We start from the raw sequence: 16,573 nt of genomic DNA on the forward strand, positions 1-16,573 counted from the left end.
ATCTGTATAACTTTAAGCTGAATAAAAGTCCAGATGTTGTGAAAAAATTTCCGGACAGTATCTGCCGGCAACGGTAATGAAAACTCGCTGAAGATCTTAACCTGCTGAGAAGCTTAAAATAAAAAAAGGGGAGCGCATCCTGCGTCTCCCCGCTGTTAATTTACTATATTTTTAATGACTGAGTCTTTTTAACTATAGTGACTTTTCCGCCTTCAAACTTAACTTCCACCGATCCGTAAAAGTTGCTCTGGAACATCTCCCTCAAGAGTTCCTGAAGCTGATTAAGCTGAGAATTTTCACCTTTTGTTTTCTGAACACTCACTGCAGCCATAGCACACCTCCATGTTTTAGGAAACTACATCCATGTTTTCAATGACTAACCCTGAAGAAGCGAAAGAGCCATCTGGGGTATCTGATTAGCCTGCGCCAGCATTGCTACGCCTGATTGGCTGAGTATCTGATACCTTGTGAACGTCGCCATTTCATCCGCAACATCAAGGTCGCGTATGCGTGATTCGGCGGCGGTCATATTCTCTCTTGCCGTATCAAGGTTTGTGATGGTGTATTCGAGCCTGTTGATCTGCGCACCGATAGTCGCCCTCACGGTTACAACCTTGTTCAGAGCGGCATCAATATCGGGGATGGCCCTTTGAGCAAGTGTCTGTGAAACAAGGGTAACATTCTCAATTCCGAGCCCCTCAACATCAAGCTGAGGAATGGACACTGAGAGAGACTGCCCCTGATTCGCTCCGATCTGGAGATCTGTGGAGTTATCAACAACATGGAGGAAATGTTCTTTCGCGGCGGAGCTGGTGTCTGTCGCAAATTCTATTGACTGAGTAACAGAGTTCCATGTTTCGGTAACGCCGGCGCGGGAGTCTATAACTATTTCCACACCGTCGATTATACCGTAAACCCTGTCATCACTTGTTTCGTCCACACCGACAAGCTGACCAGTGTGAGCGTCTTTTACAGTTACCTTAGTGGTGTTGTTCACTGATTCCTGAATCTCAGCGAGAGAAAAAGCGTCTATAAGAGCCTGATCGCCGCTGAAAGAAATCTCTCCCTGCTCTCCTGTAAGAGCTGTCTGGATTATGAAAGTACCCTTAACGCTTCTTTCACCGCTGTTGGAGGGCATTGAAACGTAATCCACGAGATGGCTGTTTACGCTGGCGGAATCAGAACCCATGCCGAGTTCGGCAATAGCTTCCTCAAGCTTCTGTTCAAGGTCTGCTATGGTGTCGTCGCCCTGAAGGTATATGGTAATGTTAGAGCCGTTACCCCATATTGTGAGTTCCTGTTTGTTGCTGAAAATATTATTCCCGTCAGCATCAGTAAACACCGATATATCCTTCAGTTTGGTCGTTGTAGTTGCCGCTTCGCCCGCTCCGGTGATTTCAAGATCAAAGGCATCTGTCATAGTGCGCCCGTTCGGGGTGGGCTGATCGTTTGACAGCTCCTTGAAATTCAGCGTCAGGTTACCGAGGTCAAGGTTTCCTGTCTGGGTATTGAGCTGAGCATAGTAAACCTGAACCTGATTGTAGTCGGTTATAGTGTCTCCGTTGTCGGGAGGAGTGAGTGAATTCTGGGCTGTGAAGTAGATCGTGGGACCGTTCTGTCCTACGGGACCGCCTGTAAGCTGGATAGAACCGCCGCCTGATCCCGCGTAGTTGCCGTTTGCCGCGACACCGCCTGAGAGCGAGAAGAGAACCTTGTCACCGCTCTGCACAGAGCCGCTGGCTGAAAGCGTAAAGCTGAAGTCTATGTCTATGGTGTTGCCGGCGGAGTTCTGAAGACCCGCTGCGGCTGTGTCCACAGTATATGTTGAAGATGAAAGCGCAGTGTAGGCTGCCGTAACCTTAACCCACTGGCTTACCGTGCCCGTAAGGGCGTCTATGAATCTTACATTAAGGGTTACATTCGCAGTGTCGCCGGCGTTGGCATCGTCAGCGAATTCGACTTCGATATAACCGCTTCTGCCGCCTGTCGCGGCTGCTGTTGCATTGCTCACAAGGAAGGAAGAGCCGGGTTGTCCGTAGTATGCCAGAGTCTGGACTGTGCTTGATGAGCTTGCTATGACTCCGTTGCCGCTTATTACAACACTGAAGTACGCAGTGCCTGTAGACGGCATTGTTTCGGGATCGCTGACAAAAGATACGTTTGTCAGGTTTCCGCTGGATGAGCCTGAGGTTACTATCTCAGCGCCGATTATACCATCCTTAAGGGTCATGATGTCGGTTTTAAAAACCTGATTCTGACCGGCCTGAGTATTGAGCTCAATTTTGTAGTTCCCTTCGGCCACGTCGTCTCTGATTATTGCGCTGATCGCGTCACTGCTTGCAGACCAGAGAGCTGTTCCGTCACCGTTGAGAAGCTTTTTGGTGTTGAATTCGGTAGAGGTGGAGATCCTGTCGATCTCGTCTTTGAGCTGGTCGACTTCCTTCTGGATTTCGATCCTGTCGTTTGAGGTATAGGTACCGTTCGCCGCCTGAACTGCGAGTTCTCTCATACGCTGAAGCATGGAGCTTACTTCGCCGAGGGCGCCTTCTGCGGTCTGGAGCATGGATATACCGTCCTGAGCGTTCATTGACGCTCTTTTAAGACCGGTTATCTGCCCTCTGAGTTTTTCGGATATCGCCAGGCCGGAAGCATCGTCTGCTGCGTGGTTGATACGCAGACCTGATGAGAGTCTCTCAAGAGACTTACTGAGTTGGTTCTGAGTTTGTCCGAGGTATCTCTGCGTATTCAGAGACATCACGTTCTGATAAATTGTGAGTGCCATGTCATCCTCCTTGATTCTTTCAATAGAGGCATCTCGCGCTTCCTTGCGCATATTCACAATCGTACAGACTCGATCAAATCTTTAGAAAAAAAATTTAAGAAAAACGATCTTTTTTATAAGTAACTGATTTATAAGATGATTTAAGAAAACAAAAAAGGCGGGGAAGAAACCCCGCCTCAATATTTCATGCTGAGCTTAGCTCTTTCAGCTTTTGATTATCCTGATTATATCATTGTAAAAAGCGAAGAACATAAGACCGAAGATGAACATCATCCCCGCCATGTTCGCATATTCCCTTATTTTTATGCTGACCGGTCTTCTGGTGACGGCTTCAACCGCGTAAAAAAGAAGATGTCCGCCGTCCAGCACGGGAATGGGCAGAAGATTCAGTATGGCAAGGTTCACGCTGATAGCCGCCATAAGCCCCAGAAGCATCAGCACTCCCTCATCCGCCGAGCTTTTCGCCATCTGGAGGATCATTATCGGTCCGCCTATGGAGTCAGCGGGAACCGACTTCTGGAAGATTTTAACAACTCCGGTGATGATCAGCCCTGTCACTTCCGCTGTTTTCTCCACACCCATCTTAACAGAGGGGAAGAAGCCGTAATTTACTCTTACATACTGATCCGAAACCTTAACACCAACCAGACCGACCTTCACATCCTCGCCGAAAACGTTTTTCTGAACGCTTTCTCTGGGCGTTACCACTATTTCCATGCGGCTGTCGTCTCGCTGAATCTCAAAGACTATCTCTCTGCCCGGGCGTTCTATGATATATGAGCTCATTTCATCCCAGAAGGTTACCTGCTTTCCGTCCACGGAAATCACCTTATCCCCTTCAAGAAGCCCTGCCTCAACTGCGGGCATGTCGGGCATGAGTTCGCCTATAACAGCCGTCGCGCGGGGCACACCCGCCATGAAGATAACTGCGTAAACTATGGCAGCCAGAAGGAAGTTGGCAAATGGACCGGCAAAAACTATCAGCGAGCGGGCATACAGCGGCTTGTTATTGAAAGCCCTCTCTTTCATCTCCGGCGGAGTTTCCGTGTCGCCTTCGGGGTTGTAATCAGCCCCGTCACCGTACATTTTCACATAGCCGCCCAGAGGAATCGCCGAAAGCATGTATTCCGTCTCGCCTCTTTTCCATGAAAAAAGCTTCGGTCCGAAACCTATGGAAAACTTCTCCACATACACCTTAAAGTATTTCGCAACCAGAAAGTGACCCAGCTCATGAAAGAAGATGAGCAGTCCTAAGAGTATTATCGCCTGAATCATTTTATAATTATCTCCGAGCCTGTATTAAATCACTGCACCAGCGTCTGGCGGCTCCGTCCAGCTCAAGTATTTCATCTATCCCCTCGGCGGTACAATCGCCGAAGGCATCCAGCACATTTTCTATCACCGGAGCGATGTCTATGAAACTGATTGATTTGCGCATAAAATGTTCAACGGCAATTTCATTCGCCGCATTCATTATAATCATAGGACCGTTCATATCCTTTTTCAATACCTGAAAAGCGATCCTCAGACACCCGTATTTGTTAAGATCCGGCTTAAAGAAATCAAGCCTCGAAATTTCGCAGAGATCAAGTTGTCTCACGCCGCTCTCTATCCTCTCCGGCAGACCGAGCGCAAAGGAGATAGGCACACGCATATCCGGATAACCCATCTGGGCAAGCATACTGCCGTCCGTATAGCTGACGGCGGAATGGACTATGCTCTGCGGATGTATGACAACATCCAGCCTGTCCGGCTCTATGTCAAAAAGATAACGGGCTTCGATAAGCTCAAGCCCCTTATTCATCATGGTTGCGGAATCCACTGTTATCTTGCTGCCCATGTTCCAGTTAGGGTGCTTAAGCGCCTCTTTCACACCCATAAACTCCAGCGCGTCATTGGGGGTTTTGCGGAAGGCGCCGCCGGAGGCTGTGAGAATTATCTTCGCCACATGCTCCTTCTTATGACCCATAAGACACTGATAAACAGCAGAATGCTCACTGTCAACGGGTATAACCCTTGCTCCGCTCTTCTTAGCGGCGTCCAGAATAAGCCTGCCTGCGGCGACTATGGATTCCTTGTTGGCGAGGGCAATATCAGTCCCCTTCTTCACAGTTTCGTAGGCAGGAAGTATCCCTGCCGCCCCCACTGCGGCTATGAGAACAAGATCCGCCTCTGTTTCGTCAAGCAGAGAAATAAGGCATTCGCTGCTGCCGTGAGTGAGGCATGATTTTTTCGTGCCGAACTCGGCGCACTGTTCCTCAAGAAGCTCTCTGTTGGAGTTCGCCGAGAGGAGAACCACATCAAAAAGCTCCCTGTTGAGCCGGATAACATCCAGAGCCTGTCTGCCGACAGACCCTGTGGAACCTATTATGGCAATTTTTTTCACACTACACCGCCAGCATCACATAGAAATACAGCACAGGAGCGGCAAACGCAATGGAATCTGTCCTGTCCAGTATTCCGCCGTGCCCGGGGAAAACCGTGCCGCTGTCCTTTATCCCGCTCTTGCGCTTGAACATGGATTCCACAAGGTCACCCACAACACCCGCTCCTGTAAGAAGCACGGAAGAGATAAGCACATGGACAAGGGAGATCTCCATAAAAAAATGAGCATAAAGAAAAGCGCCGGTTATGCCGCCGATGAAGCCGCCCGCAAGCCCTTCCATGCTCTTTTTCGGGCTGATAAGCTCATACATTTTTCTTTTGCCGAACATGACTCCGATGAAATAGGCGAATGAATCGCTGAACCAGATGATTGCACAGAGATAAAAAAGCCAGTGAAAATCTATCTCCCTGAGAGGGATGAAAAAAGACATGAAAAACGGATAATACATTATAGCTATCATAGAGACTGAAAGGTGCTCATAGGTGTCGTCCAAGGGGGCTTTGCCGAACAGCTTGATGACAAACACCATCGCCGAGGCTATATAAAGCCCGAAAAGAGCCCCGGATGTTCCGCCGAGAAAAAAGCCCGCGGGTATGAGCACTGCTCCGGTCATGACAGGAAAGGCGAGAAGCGGCTTTCCGTCCGCCGTGAGAAACCTGTAAAATTCCCATGTTCCGCCCAGTATAAGGAGAAGCAGGACGAGAAAAAACATTATATCGTTAAGCCATATTATGCCCGCTATCACCGGGGGCATAGCGGCTATTGCCGTTAAAATACGTGTCAGTCTGTTGCTCACTAAAACCTGCCTTGTTTTAAAATAAAGGATTGTTGTTTATTGATAGCGTTAAGCCGAACATCATGAAGATGTTATGTATCAATCTGCTCGTCGGTTTTACCGAATCGGCGGGTACGGCCGGCGAAGTCTTCAAGGGCTTCGTCTATATCATCTTCGGTTATATCCGGCCAGAGCTTGTCCGTGAAGTAGAGCTCGCTGTAGGCTATGCGCCAGAGCATGAAATTGCTTATGCGCAGTTCGCCGCTGGTGCGGATAAGCAAATCCACATCGGGAATCTCAGGATGATACATAAACTCAAGGAAGTTATCCTCTGTTATGTCTTCCGGCTTAAGCCTGCCCGCCGCTGCGAGTTCGGCTATCCTTCTGCCTGCGTCTGCTATTTCTGCCCTGCCGCCGTAGCTGAGGGCAAGGTTAAGAACCATGCCTGTATTAGCGGCAGATCTGTCCGCGGCATCCAGAAGTTTTTTCCGTGTGCCTTCGGGGATGAGCTCCGTCTGACCTGTCACGGTGAAGCGGATATTCTCCTTCAGGATAGTAGTAAGCTCTTTTTCGATATATTCATCAAGAAGGCGCATGAGAAAACCAACCTCGTCGCCGGGACGTTTCCAGTTTTCCATACTGAAGGCAAACAGGGAGAGGTATTTTATACCGAGCCTTGAGGAGTGGCGCACAACCTTATTGACAACATCCACCCCTTTCTTATGCCCCATTATGCGGGGCATTTTCCGCTGTTTAGCCCATCTGCCGTTTCCGTCCATGATTATCGCCAGATGAACGGGCAGTATATCGGGCATCAGATCTCCATTATTTCCTTTTCTTTATGCTCAATGGCGGAATCAATCTTTTTCACGAAATCGTTTGTGACTTCCTGAACTTTGTCCTGTCCTTTCTTGCAGTCGTCTTCGGAAATAGTTTTATCTTTTTCGAGTTTTTTCAGTTCGTCGTTGGCGTCACGGCGGATATTGCGCACGGCAACCTTTGTTTCCTCGCCCATTTTCTTAACCAGCTTCACGAACTCTTTTCTGCGCTCTTCGGTAAGCTGAGGAATTGGGATGCGGACAACCTTGCCGTCGTTCTGCGGATTGTAGCCTAAGTTGCTGGACATTATCGCTTTTTCTATGGCGGGGATGAGGCTTGTGTCCCACGGCTGAATGACGATGAGTCTGGGTTCCGGCGCGCTTAAGGTAGCCACACCGCTGAGTGGCGTGGGTGTTCCGTAATAGTCAACCCTTACATTGTCAAAAACGGAAATGGAGGCTCTGCCTGTTCTTACCGCCTTAAATTCATCCTTAAGGTGGTTAAGAGCCTTCTCCATTTTAGATGATGCTTCATTGAGCACTGTATTAAGCATTATCAACCTCCACTATTGTTCCTATCTTTTCGCCTGTTATTATTTTTTTCATGTTTCCTTTGCCGTATATGTTAAAAACTATTATGGGCATGGCGTTGTCCATGCACATGGAAATAGCAGTGGAATCCATAACCTTGAGTCCTTCGTTGAGCACCTGAAGATAGTTTATACTTTCGTATTTTACCGCACAGGGGTTTTTCTTGGGGTCACTGTCGTATATGCCGTCAACCTTGGTCGCCTTCAGCACAACTTCGGCATTCATCTCGGATGAGCGGAGTGTCGCCGCTGTGTCCGTGGTGAAATAAGGGTTGCCTGTTCCGGCGGCGAAGATCACCACCCTGTCTTTCTCAAGATGCCTCATCGCCCGACGGCGGATGAAGGGTTCGGCTATCTGCCTCATTTCGATGGAGGTCTGCACACGGGTTGCGCAGCCGTGATTCTCAAGAGCGTCCTGCAACGCAAGAGCGTTTATAACCGTGGCAAGCATGCCCATATAGTCCGCCGTTACTCTGTCCATTGATTTGGAGGCTTCGGAAACGCCTCTGAAAATGTTTCCGCCGCCCACAACTATGCCGACTTTAACGCCTAGTTCCTGAACCTCTTTTATTTCCCGGGCAATAAAATTTACCGTGTCCACGTCTATGCCGTACCCGCTCTCGCCCATGAGCGCTTCGCCGCTCAGCTTGAGCAGCACCCGTTTGTATTTAAGCTCCATCATTCAGCCTCGATATTTTTATAACCTTCAATAGTATAGGTAAATTTAAGCGTTTTAAAGGGAAGCTCGGCCTCAGCGTCGTACGTGACAGAAAACTTTCGCTTGTCCACGTATTCCTCTATGATCACATCCTCTTCGGTAACCGGTATGCCTACATCCTCTGCGGCCTTAGCGATATTCACCGGAATATTCTCCAGATTGGAGGAATCCACGGCGTTTTCAAAAGCGTTTTCAAACATTTTGTATTTGATCCAAGGCAAAGCCGCCATCGCCCCAAGATAAAGCACGATGATAAAAATAATAACCCTTACGAAAGTTCCCATATCTTCACCGCCTCACGCACGATTCAGGCGCAAAGCCCCCTTGTGCGGGAGCTTTCCATCCTAATGATTATTGCATGAAACATACTCAAATTCAATGAATGAGTTTAAAGACCCTGTCGAAGCGATCGTACTTGGGATTGAGAAATCTCAGCGCGCGCAGAGGCATTTTCGACCACGGGGAGTCATACTCCGGCGTCTCCAGCGACCAGTAGATCAGAAGCGCCCTGCCCTTGATCATATCCTTTGAGATGAAGCCCCAGAAGCGCCCGTCATAGCTGGCGTCCCTGTTGTCGCCCATCATGAAGTACTTTCCCTCGGGCACTGTAAATTCCTCTATGTTATCCCTGCTGGTGAGCTCTGCGGGGAAGTAGGCATCGTCCTTAATCTGCTTGTAGTCCTCTTTATACGGTTCACCGTTTATGAAAAGCTGCTTGTTCCTTATACTTATCTTATCGCCCGGCGTGCCTATCACTCTTTTGATGAAGCTCTTTGCGGGCTCAAGGGGGTACTCGAACACCATGACATCCCCTCTTTCCGGATCGCCGAACTTATAGGCAAGTCTGTTCACGATGATATAGTCGCCTATGAGCAGAGTGTCCAACATGGAGCCGGATGGAATCGTATATGTCTGTATCAGAAAAGTTTTTATGAACAGAGCTATGACCACAGCCACAACGAGGGAGTCAAAGAACCCGTCCTTCTTTTTTTTCGGTTTCTCTGCTTCGGTATTTTCCGGTGTGATCTTCATGTTCTCTTTTTCAGCCATCTTAATCCTGTCCTATCCTAAGCACTGCAAGGAAGGCTTCCTGCGGAATCTCCACATTGCCCACCTGCTTCATGCGTTTCTTACCCGCTTTCTGCTTTTCAAGAAGCTTGCGCTTACGACTTATGTCCCCGCCGTAGCATTTTGCGATAACGTTTTTCCTGAACGCCTTAACTGTCGAACGGGAAAGAATTTTATTACCGATTGCCGCCTGAATCGCTATGTCGAACATCTGTCTGTGGATAACTTCCTTCAGCTTCTCCACAAGATCCCGCCCCTTATAAAAAGAGTGGTCTCTGTGAACTATTATGCTGAGGGCGTCCACGGCTTCGCCGTTTATAAGTATATCAAGCTTAACAAGATTCGCCTGCCTGTAGCCCGCGAATTCATAATCGAAGGAGGCATAGCCCCTTGATATGGACTTAAGCTTGTCGTAAAAATCCATGACAACTTCGCCGAGAGGGAGTTCATACTCCAGAATAACCCTGCCCTGCGTGAGGTAGCGCATGTTCTTCTGTGTGCCGCGTTTTGCAACCATAAGCTGGATTATTCCGCCCACATAGGTCTCAGGCAGGATCACGGTCGCGGCTATTATAGGTTCCTCGATGAAGTCTATCTCCGAAGGCTCGGGAAGATCAGCGGGGTTATCCACCTCTATCATCTCTCCGTTTGTCTTCATCACCTTGAACACAACCGTGGGGGCTGTGGTAACCAGATCAAGGTCAAACTCACGCTCAAGCCTCTCCTGAATTATCTCCATATGGAGCAGACCAAGGAAGCCGCAGCGGAACCCAAACCCCAGAGCAACGGAGCTTTCCGCTTCGTATGTTATGGAGCTGTCGTTAAGCCTAAGCTTGTCCAGAGCGTCACGCACATCCTCGAAATCGGCGGAATCCACAGGGTAGAGACCGCAGAATACCACGGGCTTAACTGTCTTGAACCCGGGAAACGCTTCCTTTGCCGGATTGGACGCGAGCGTCACTGTATCGCCTATATTAACATCGGTTATATCTTTAATAGCAGCGGTGAAGAAACCCACCTCGCCCACGGAAAGATCATTCACCGTCAGCGGCTTAGGAGTAAAAACCCCTACCTTGTCCAACAGATACTGCTGGTTGGTGGACATGAACTTGATCTTGTCTCCCGCTTTAACAGTTCCGTCAATTACCCTGATCAGAACTACAACGCCCTGATAGCTGTCGTACCATGAGTCGAATATCATAGCCTTAAGCGGAGCGTTCTCGTCACCCTTCGGTACAGGGATGCGCCTGACCACAGACTCAAGAATCTCCTTGATCCCCACACCGTCCTTTGCGCTGGCGAGTACTGCGTCGCTGGCGTCAATCCCCACTATATCCTCAATCTCTTTCCTGACCCTGTCCGGATCGGCGCTGGGGAGGTCAATCTTATTGAGAACAGGAATAAGCTCCAGATCCTGATCTATCGCCATATAGGCGTTGGCGATTGTCTGTGCCTCCACGCCCTGAGCGGCGTCCACCACAAGCAGACCGCCGTCGCACGCGGCAAGGCTTCTGGAAACTTCATAGGTGAAATCCACATGCCCGGGAGTATCGATAAGGTTGAGCTGGTAGGTATTGCCGTCATCGGCTTTATAGAAAAGGCGCACAGTCTGCGCTTTGATTGTAATTCCGCGCTCACGCTCAATATCCATGCTGTCCAGAACCTGTTCCTTCATGTTCCTTTTGTCCAGACCGCCGGTAAACTCAATGAGACGGTCGGCAATGGTGGACTTGCCGTGGTCAATATGCGCTACAATGCTGAAATTGCGAATAAGCTCTTGTTTCATTTAAACCTTTCAAGTCGGTATTTTTAATTTTTTCTTATATATAAGAAACCTTTTCTGAAAAAATCGGCATGCCTGCTGACTATTTTCTCAAAACTTGGTCTCCAAAGTTTTTCAATGTTAAGTTCTTTATAATTTTAAACCTTTCCGTGGAGCTTTTTGCTGAAAAAATTCCTCCGCGGAAAACAGAAATTCAGGCACACCTTCACTCAAACGAATATGTTCATACTACAAAACCGTGCAAATGTAAAAATTTATCTGACGAGAGTATTGAGCGAGAACAGCGGATCCATGATGGAAATCACTATGAAGCCGATGATTATTCCGATGAACATTATAAACAGCGGCTCAATAATAGAAACAAACCTTGTGGTCAGCTCCTCGGACTTTTTGCCGAAGAATGAGCTCACCCTTTCAAGAAGCTCGGCAACATTGCCCGACTGTTCCCCTGTTGCCGCCGCGGCTTCAAAAAGCTCGGTGAATCCGCCCACTCTTTTAACAGCGTCCGAGAACCTGTCTCCGGAGCGAACTTTATCGGCGACTGCGTCAACCTTTGAGGTGAACGCTCTGTTCCATGAAACCTTTGCGGCATTATCCAGAGCCTCGGTAAGAGGCAGACCCTCGCTTACCTGAAACGCCACAACGTGGGCGAAACGTGCGATGAGAACATGGTTTATAAACTGTATTTCCAGAAGTCTGGAATCTATTTTCATTCTGAATTTAACATTGTTGCGGTAGTACCAGCGAACGCCGACCGCGGCGGCGAGTACGAGTATAAATATAAAAATACCATAGGACTGAAGCACGGACGAGATTGCGATAAGCGTCTTTGTGCTCGTCGGAATATCTGAACCGGCGGCTGAGAAGATCCCCTCAAGCTTAGGCACGACATAACTGAGCAGGAAGCCCACGACGCCCATACCCATGATCAGAACTGCCATAGGGTACATAAGCGCACTGGTGAGCTTGCCTTTGACCTTCTTTTTCTCCTCCTCAAAACGGGCTATATCCATGAGTACTTCGGGCAGTCTGCCTACCTCTTCCGCCGTTTTGATCAGGTTTACGTACATCTCCTCGAAGGTGTACGGGTATTTGCCCAGCGCCTCGGAGAATCTTTTACCCTCTGAGATTGTTCCCGCGACATCCATCATGATGTTGCGCATCCGTCCCCTTGCGGAAGAACCGGACATTACCTTAAGGGCATGGACAAGAGCTATGCCGCTTTTAAGCAGCAGAGAAAGCTGAAAAAATATATCCGGCACGGCGTTTTTTCCGCTGAAAAGCTGAAATGAAGTCAGAAAACTCTTTTTATCCCGCATGGAGCGTATGTCGGACACGAGTATCCCGTCCGCCATGAGTCTTGACACGGCGGAGTTCTTAGTGTCCCCGTCCAGAACGCCTTTGACTTTTTTTCCGCTTTTATTTACGCCGGTGTATGTGAAGGTTGGCATTAATCAATCCTTGTGACCGCAATAAGCTCCCACGGGGTGGTAGTTCCTTCCTTAACAAGATCGTAACCATAGTCAAACATGCGCTGGTAGCCGTGTTTTTTTGCTTCCTTCATCAGTTCTGTGGAGGAGGCGCGGTCGTTTATCATTTTGCGGAGCGGATCATTTATCGTCATAATCTCGAATATGCCTGTACGCCCTTTATAGCCTGTGTTGAAGCACTGGTCGCAGCCCTTGCCCATATAATGCTTCGGCAGCGTGAAGCCTTCGGCGGCGAAATAGTTCTTCACATAATCATCAGACTGCACTTCTGTTTTGCAGTGAGGACATATCTTACGCACAAGCCTCTGCCCCATAGTGCAGAGGAGCGATGATGAAATGAGGAAGGGCTCAACATTCATATCAACAAGCCTCGCAACCGCAGTGGGCGCATCGTTTGTATGGAGTGTGGAGAGCACAAGGTGACCTGTGAGCGACGCCTGAACTGCCGCCTGAGCGGTTTCCTCATCTCTGATCTCGCCCACGAGTATTATGTCCGGATCCTGACGGAGGAAGGAGCGGATGGCATTGGCAAAGGTGATATTCACCGCGGGGTTTACCTGAACCTGTGTTATCTTCTCCATCTGGTATTCCACAGGATCTTCTATGGTGACTATATTTGTATCGTCTGAAATGAGTTCAAGGAGCGATGCGTAAAGGGTTGTGGTCTTACCGGAGCCTGTGGGACCGGTTACGAGAATAATTCCGTTGGGACGCTTGAGCGCAGCCCTGTAAATATCAAGATTATGCCCGTTCATGCCTACTTTTTCGAGTGTAGCCATGTTTTTTGAGCGTTCAAGAATACGGAGAACTGCCTTCTCGCCTGTGACGGAAGGGACTGTGGAAACGCGCACGTCAATGGTGCGGTTGCCTATCTTCATATTTATCCTGCCGTCCTGCGGTTTTCTTGTTTCCGCCACATCAAGTGATGATATAACCTTGATACGCGCTATGACGGAATCCTGCATCTTCTTGGGAAACTGGCGGATGGTGCTGAGTTTGCCGTCCACCCTGAAACGCACCGCAAAGGCGTTGTCCTTGCCTTCAAAGTGAATATCGCTGGCTCCGTTTTTAACAGCCTGAATCATCAGCTGGTTCACCAGCTTGATGATCGGAGCGTCATCGTAGGAAGCTGAGAGAATATTCCCTTCGCCGTCCTCAAAGACCTCTTCACTGCTGCCGTATTCATCCCCGCTGACGTCTCCGCCGAGGGTTTCAAGGATTTCAAAGATCTTCTCCTTTTCGGAGGACACAAGGTGAGCATTCACACCTATGTGAAATGCAAGGAAGCGGGCTTTGGCAAGCCCAATGCTTCCGCTGTATAAAACAGACACTTCATCTTCGCCGCCCGCAACGGGCACGAAGTCGCTTCTGTCCGGAAATTTAAGGTAATGCTCAAGCACCTTCTCGTAGGCTGTCATTTAAAGCTCTTTTCAATTGTTTTATTCGTTTCGTTCTTAAAGTCTACCGATTCCTGCCTTTTCTTTTCCGAAAGCTCTTCCGCCTCATCCTGATTGCTTATGATCTGCACGTTAATAAACACCATCAGGTTTGTTTTTTCATAGGATTTGCTTGTGTTTTTAAACAGCCACCCGATAAGCGGAATCTTTGAGAGACCGGGTACAGCGGAACGATCCTCGGAGGAATCGTCCTTCATAAGTCCGCTGATAACAACCATTGAACCGTTTTTCAGCTTAACCTTGGTTTTGGTGTTGCGTGTAAGCGTGATCGGCTGAGAGGAATCGAATGTACTTGAACTGACCTTTTTGACTTCCTGTTCGATCGAAAGGGTCACATAATCGTTTGCGGATATATGGGGCTGAATTTTCAGCTTAACACCCACGTCACGGTAGTCATATGACTGAACGGGGTTGTTGTTTGAATCATATTTTGTGCTTGTGAGGAACGGTCTGTTCTCTCCGGCGAATACCTCAGCCTCTTCGTTGTCAAGAGTCAGTATCTGCGGATTCGAGAGTATGTTTACTCCGGAAGCGGATTTTATTGCGTTAACAAGAAGACTCAGTGATGGAAACTTAACACCGTCATACTCTATTATATCGCCGAGGATACCAAGGCTGAACCCGCTTGCCATTGACGGAATAGTACCGTCACTTAATACGGCACTCTGGAAGCTGCTCAGTCCGCCATTATCGTTTGTGAAGCCAATAGTGCCGACACCGCTGCTCCCGCCTGCCGCTGTCTGCCATTCAACACCAAACTGGTTGCCGCTGTCCAGAGTGGTTTCGATGATCAGCGCTTCCACGTAAACCTGTCTTCTGGGTATGTCGAGTTTTTCTATAAGTCCTTCAACATTTTGATAAAGCTCCTGATCACCCACGACGATGATTGAGTTTGTGGCTTTGTCCGCAGCAACCTGAGACTTGACCACAGCCTGAGTCTTGGGGTCTGTGACGGCTGAGAGGAGCTTGTTCATCACCTTCTCCACATCTTCAGCGTTGGAGTTGTTGAGATAAAAAACTCTCGGCTGGCTTTGGGCGGAGGAGGCTGAACTGTCCACTTGATCTATTATGTAGTTTATCCTTTCAAAGTCGCCTTCTTTGGCGGCTATTACAAGCACGTTTGAGTAATCATCGGCGACTATCACCGGATCAGCCGCTGTCATGAAGTTTTTCTGGAGTTCGGCATAAAGCTTGGATACTATTTTCTCCACGTTGGAGGCGAGTCCGTTTTTGATGATTATGCTTTTGACTGTATATCCCGCCGCCTCTTTCTCAAGGGTGTCGAGAATGCTCATTATCTTCTGCACACGGTCTGCCGAATCACGGATGACAATTGCGTTCATGCCAACCAGTATATCCGAGTTGCCGCTTCTGGAACTGAGGTTTTTAAGCACTGAAACAAGCATGCGCACGTTGAAGTTTTTCGGGGAAACAACGGTGGTGAGAAAACCGTTCTCTTTTCCTGTCATGCTGTCCACATAGTTATCGCCGTAGAACTTCACATCGCCGCTTTTTACGATCTGGATGTAGCGCTGTTTATCAACAGCGGTAAGTCCGTTCAGCTCAAGGGTGGCGTAAAAAATGTCCATAACGTCCTTGGAGTTCATCTTCATTCCGGTCTGAACCGTTACCTGACCCCTGAGGTCATTTTCGTCGTAAACGAAGTTTTTCCCGGTAAACTCTGCGGTGAATTTAACAAAATCCTTCATGGACATGTTGTTGAAGTTCACATCGTACTGAGCGTACGAATTAACGGAGATTAATAATAAAACTATAACTATAAAACGCTTCATCTCACACCTAATTTATTTCCACGAATATTGTTTTCTTCTGTCCGGCTCTTTCCAGATCCAGAGTGACGGCTGAAACATTTTCAACCGAACTCAGCATACTGAAAAGAACTTCGGGGCTTTTCAGCTCCTCCCCGTTTATACGCATAATAGCATCGCCGTTTTTCAGACCGAGATTGCGCAGAACGGAGTCTTTAGTCATACGGGAGAGACGGAAGCCGACTATCTGACCGTCTTTCTCGTAAGGGCGCATAAGCACCGATTTTATTATGTTGTTAATATCACCGAGGTTGCTGACGAAATCAGCGCGGGTCATGCTTACTTTCTCTGTGGGAGTCATATCGCCCGGCTCGGGCTCATCACCTGAGGATTCATCCCCCGAAGGAGCGGGAGCGGACTGGGCGGACTGAAGAACGGAGCCTGCGCTGTAGAGCTCAAGCTTGGTTCTTCCTGTCGCGGTGAGCACCGTGCCGCTCACCTTATCAAGGTGCTCAAGCTTCACACCGGAAAAGGTTTCACCCACTGCGAGCAGAACCTTCTCGCCGTCCAGATCAAAAAAAGCGTAGGACTTATGTCCGTGACCCAAAAGTATACCGATAAGTTTTATATTTCTTGGCGGGGGAGCGGTGACTGTCTCGCCGTTTTCCGTGACGAAAGTCTCGGAGGAGCCGGCAGAGGCGGTTTTAAGGGAGAAGATGTTCTTCTCCGTGATTACGGAGATGTCCGCAGTCTTAACTGCCGCGGATTTTTTGCCGCCGAGCTTGATTCCCTCCATTACGGTCGGAGTGTGACTGTATGAGATATACCCCGTAACGAGCCATGCAAAGGAAAAAGCCGCAAGAACCGGATAAATAAACCATGGAATCTTTATAGTATTCATGAGAATAGAAATAGCATGAATAAACGAAAAATCAAA

General features: G+C 48.6%; 15 protein-coding genes. All 15 read right to left on the bottom strand.

Annotation, left to right across the window (positions count from 1 at the left end):
- Positions 1–163: 163 nt before the first annotated feature.
- Complete coding sequence (locus EP073_RS13845; RefSeq protein WP_164885376.1) at positions 164–331, bottom strand: hypothetical protein; 168 nt, start codon at positions 329–331, stop codon at positions 164–166.
- A 45-nt stretch (positions 332–376) separates the two neighbouring features.
- On the bottom strand, positions 377–2,782 hold the full coding sequence (locus EP073_RS14120; protein ID WP_128467536.1) for a flagellin N-terminal helical domain-containing protein: 2,406 nt from the start codon (positions 2,780–2,782) through the stop codon (positions 377–379).
- A gap of 204 nt (positions 2,783–2,986) precedes the next feature.
- A complete protein-coding gene (rseP, locus tag EP073_RS12700) occupies positions 2,987–4,057 on the bottom strand; it encodes an RIP metalloprotease RseP (RefSeq protein ID WP_128467537.1) in 1,071 nt (356 codons plus the stop codon).
- Positions 4,058–4,064: 7 nt separating this feature from the next.
- Positions 4,065–5,168, bottom strand: a complete 1,104-nt coding sequence (gene dxr, locus EP073_RS12705; protein ID WP_128467538.1) for a 1-deoxy-D-xylulose-5-phosphate reductoisomerase — start codon at positions 5,166–5,168, stop codon at positions 4,065–4,067.
- A 1-nt stretch (position 5,169) separates the two neighbouring features.
- Positions 5,170–5,964 carry a phosphatidate cytidylyltransferase gene (locus EP073_RS12710; protein ID WP_128467539.1) on the bottom strand — a complete coding sequence of 265 codons (795 nt, stop codon included), beginning with the start codon at positions 5,962–5,964 and terminating at the stop codon, positions 5,170–5,172.
- Positions 5,965–6,035: 71 nt separating this feature from the next.
- Entirely contained in the window at positions 6,036–6,758 is a 723-nt protein-coding gene (gene uppS / locus EP073_RS12715; protein ID WP_128467540.1) for an undecaprenyl pyrophosphate synthase, read from the bottom strand.
- Positions 6,758–7,315 (bottom strand): ribosome recycling factor, encoded by a 558-nt coding sequence (gene frr, locus EP073_RS12720; RefSeq protein ID WP_128467541.1) that lies wholly within the window; start codon positions 7,313–7,315, stop codon positions 6,758–6,760. The genes uppS and frr overlap by 1 nt, the downstream gene beginning before the upstream one ends.
- Positions 7,308–8,030 (bottom strand): UMP kinase, encoded by a 723-nt coding sequence (gene pyrH, locus EP073_RS12725; protein WP_128467824.1) that lies wholly within the window; start codon positions 8,028–8,030, stop codon positions 7,308–7,310. Before pyrH ends, frr begins: the two co-directional genes overlap by 8 nt.
- Positions 8,030–8,353, bottom strand: a complete 324-nt coding sequence (locus EP073_RS12730; protein WP_128467542.1) for a hypothetical protein — start codon at positions 8,351–8,353, stop codon at positions 8,030–8,032. The genes pyrH and EP073_RS12730 overlap by 1 nt, the downstream gene beginning before the upstream one ends.
- Positions 8,354–8,444: 91 nt before the next feature.
- On the bottom strand, positions 8,445–9,119 hold the full coding sequence (gene lepB, locus EP073_RS12735; RefSeq protein WP_128467543.1) for a signal peptidase I: 675 nt from the start codon (positions 9,117–9,119) through the stop codon (positions 8,445–8,447).
- A 1-nt stretch (position 9,120) separates the two neighbouring features.
- A complete protein-coding gene (gene lepA / locus EP073_RS12740; RefSeq protein WP_128467544.1) occupies positions 9,121–10,923 on the bottom strand; it encodes a translation elongation factor 4 in 1,803 nt (600 codons plus the stop codon).
- 251 nt (positions 10,924–11,174) lie between these two features.
- Complete coding sequence (locus EP073_RS12745) at positions 11,175–12,371, bottom strand: type II secretion system F family protein (RefSeq protein WP_128467545.1); 1,197 nt, start codon at positions 12,369–12,371, stop codon at positions 11,175–11,177.
- The gene (locus EP073_RS12750; protein ID WP_128467546.1) at positions 12,371–13,828 is read right to left on the bottom strand and encodes a GspE/PulE family protein; all 1,458 of its coding nucleotides are present in this window, start codon (positions 13,826–13,828) and stop codon (positions 12,371–12,373) included. Before EP073_RS12750 ends, EP073_RS12745 begins: the two co-directional genes overlap by 1 nt.
- Positions 13,825–15,660 carry a type II secretion system secretin GspD gene (gene gspD, locus EP073_RS12755; RefSeq protein ID WP_128467547.1) on the bottom strand — a complete coding sequence of 612 codons (1,836 nt, stop codon included), beginning with the start codon at positions 15,658–15,660 and terminating at the stop codon, positions 13,825–13,827. The genes EP073_RS12750 and gspD overlap by 4 nt, the downstream gene beginning before the upstream one ends.
- 7 nt (positions 15,661–15,667) lie before the next feature.
- Positions 15,668–16,537 (bottom strand): hypothetical protein, encoded by an 870-nt coding sequence (locus EP073_RS12760; RefSeq protein WP_128467548.1) that lies wholly within the window; start codon positions 16,535–16,537, stop codon positions 15,668–15,670.
- Positions 16,538–16,573 lie beyond the last annotated feature (36 nt).

The sequence above is a fragment of the Geovibrio thiophilus genome (genome assembly GCF_004087915.1).
In the GTDB taxonomy this organism is placed as follows: Bacteria; Chrysiogenota; Deferribacteres; order Deferribacterales; family Geovibrionaceae; genus Geovibrio; species Geovibrio thiophilus.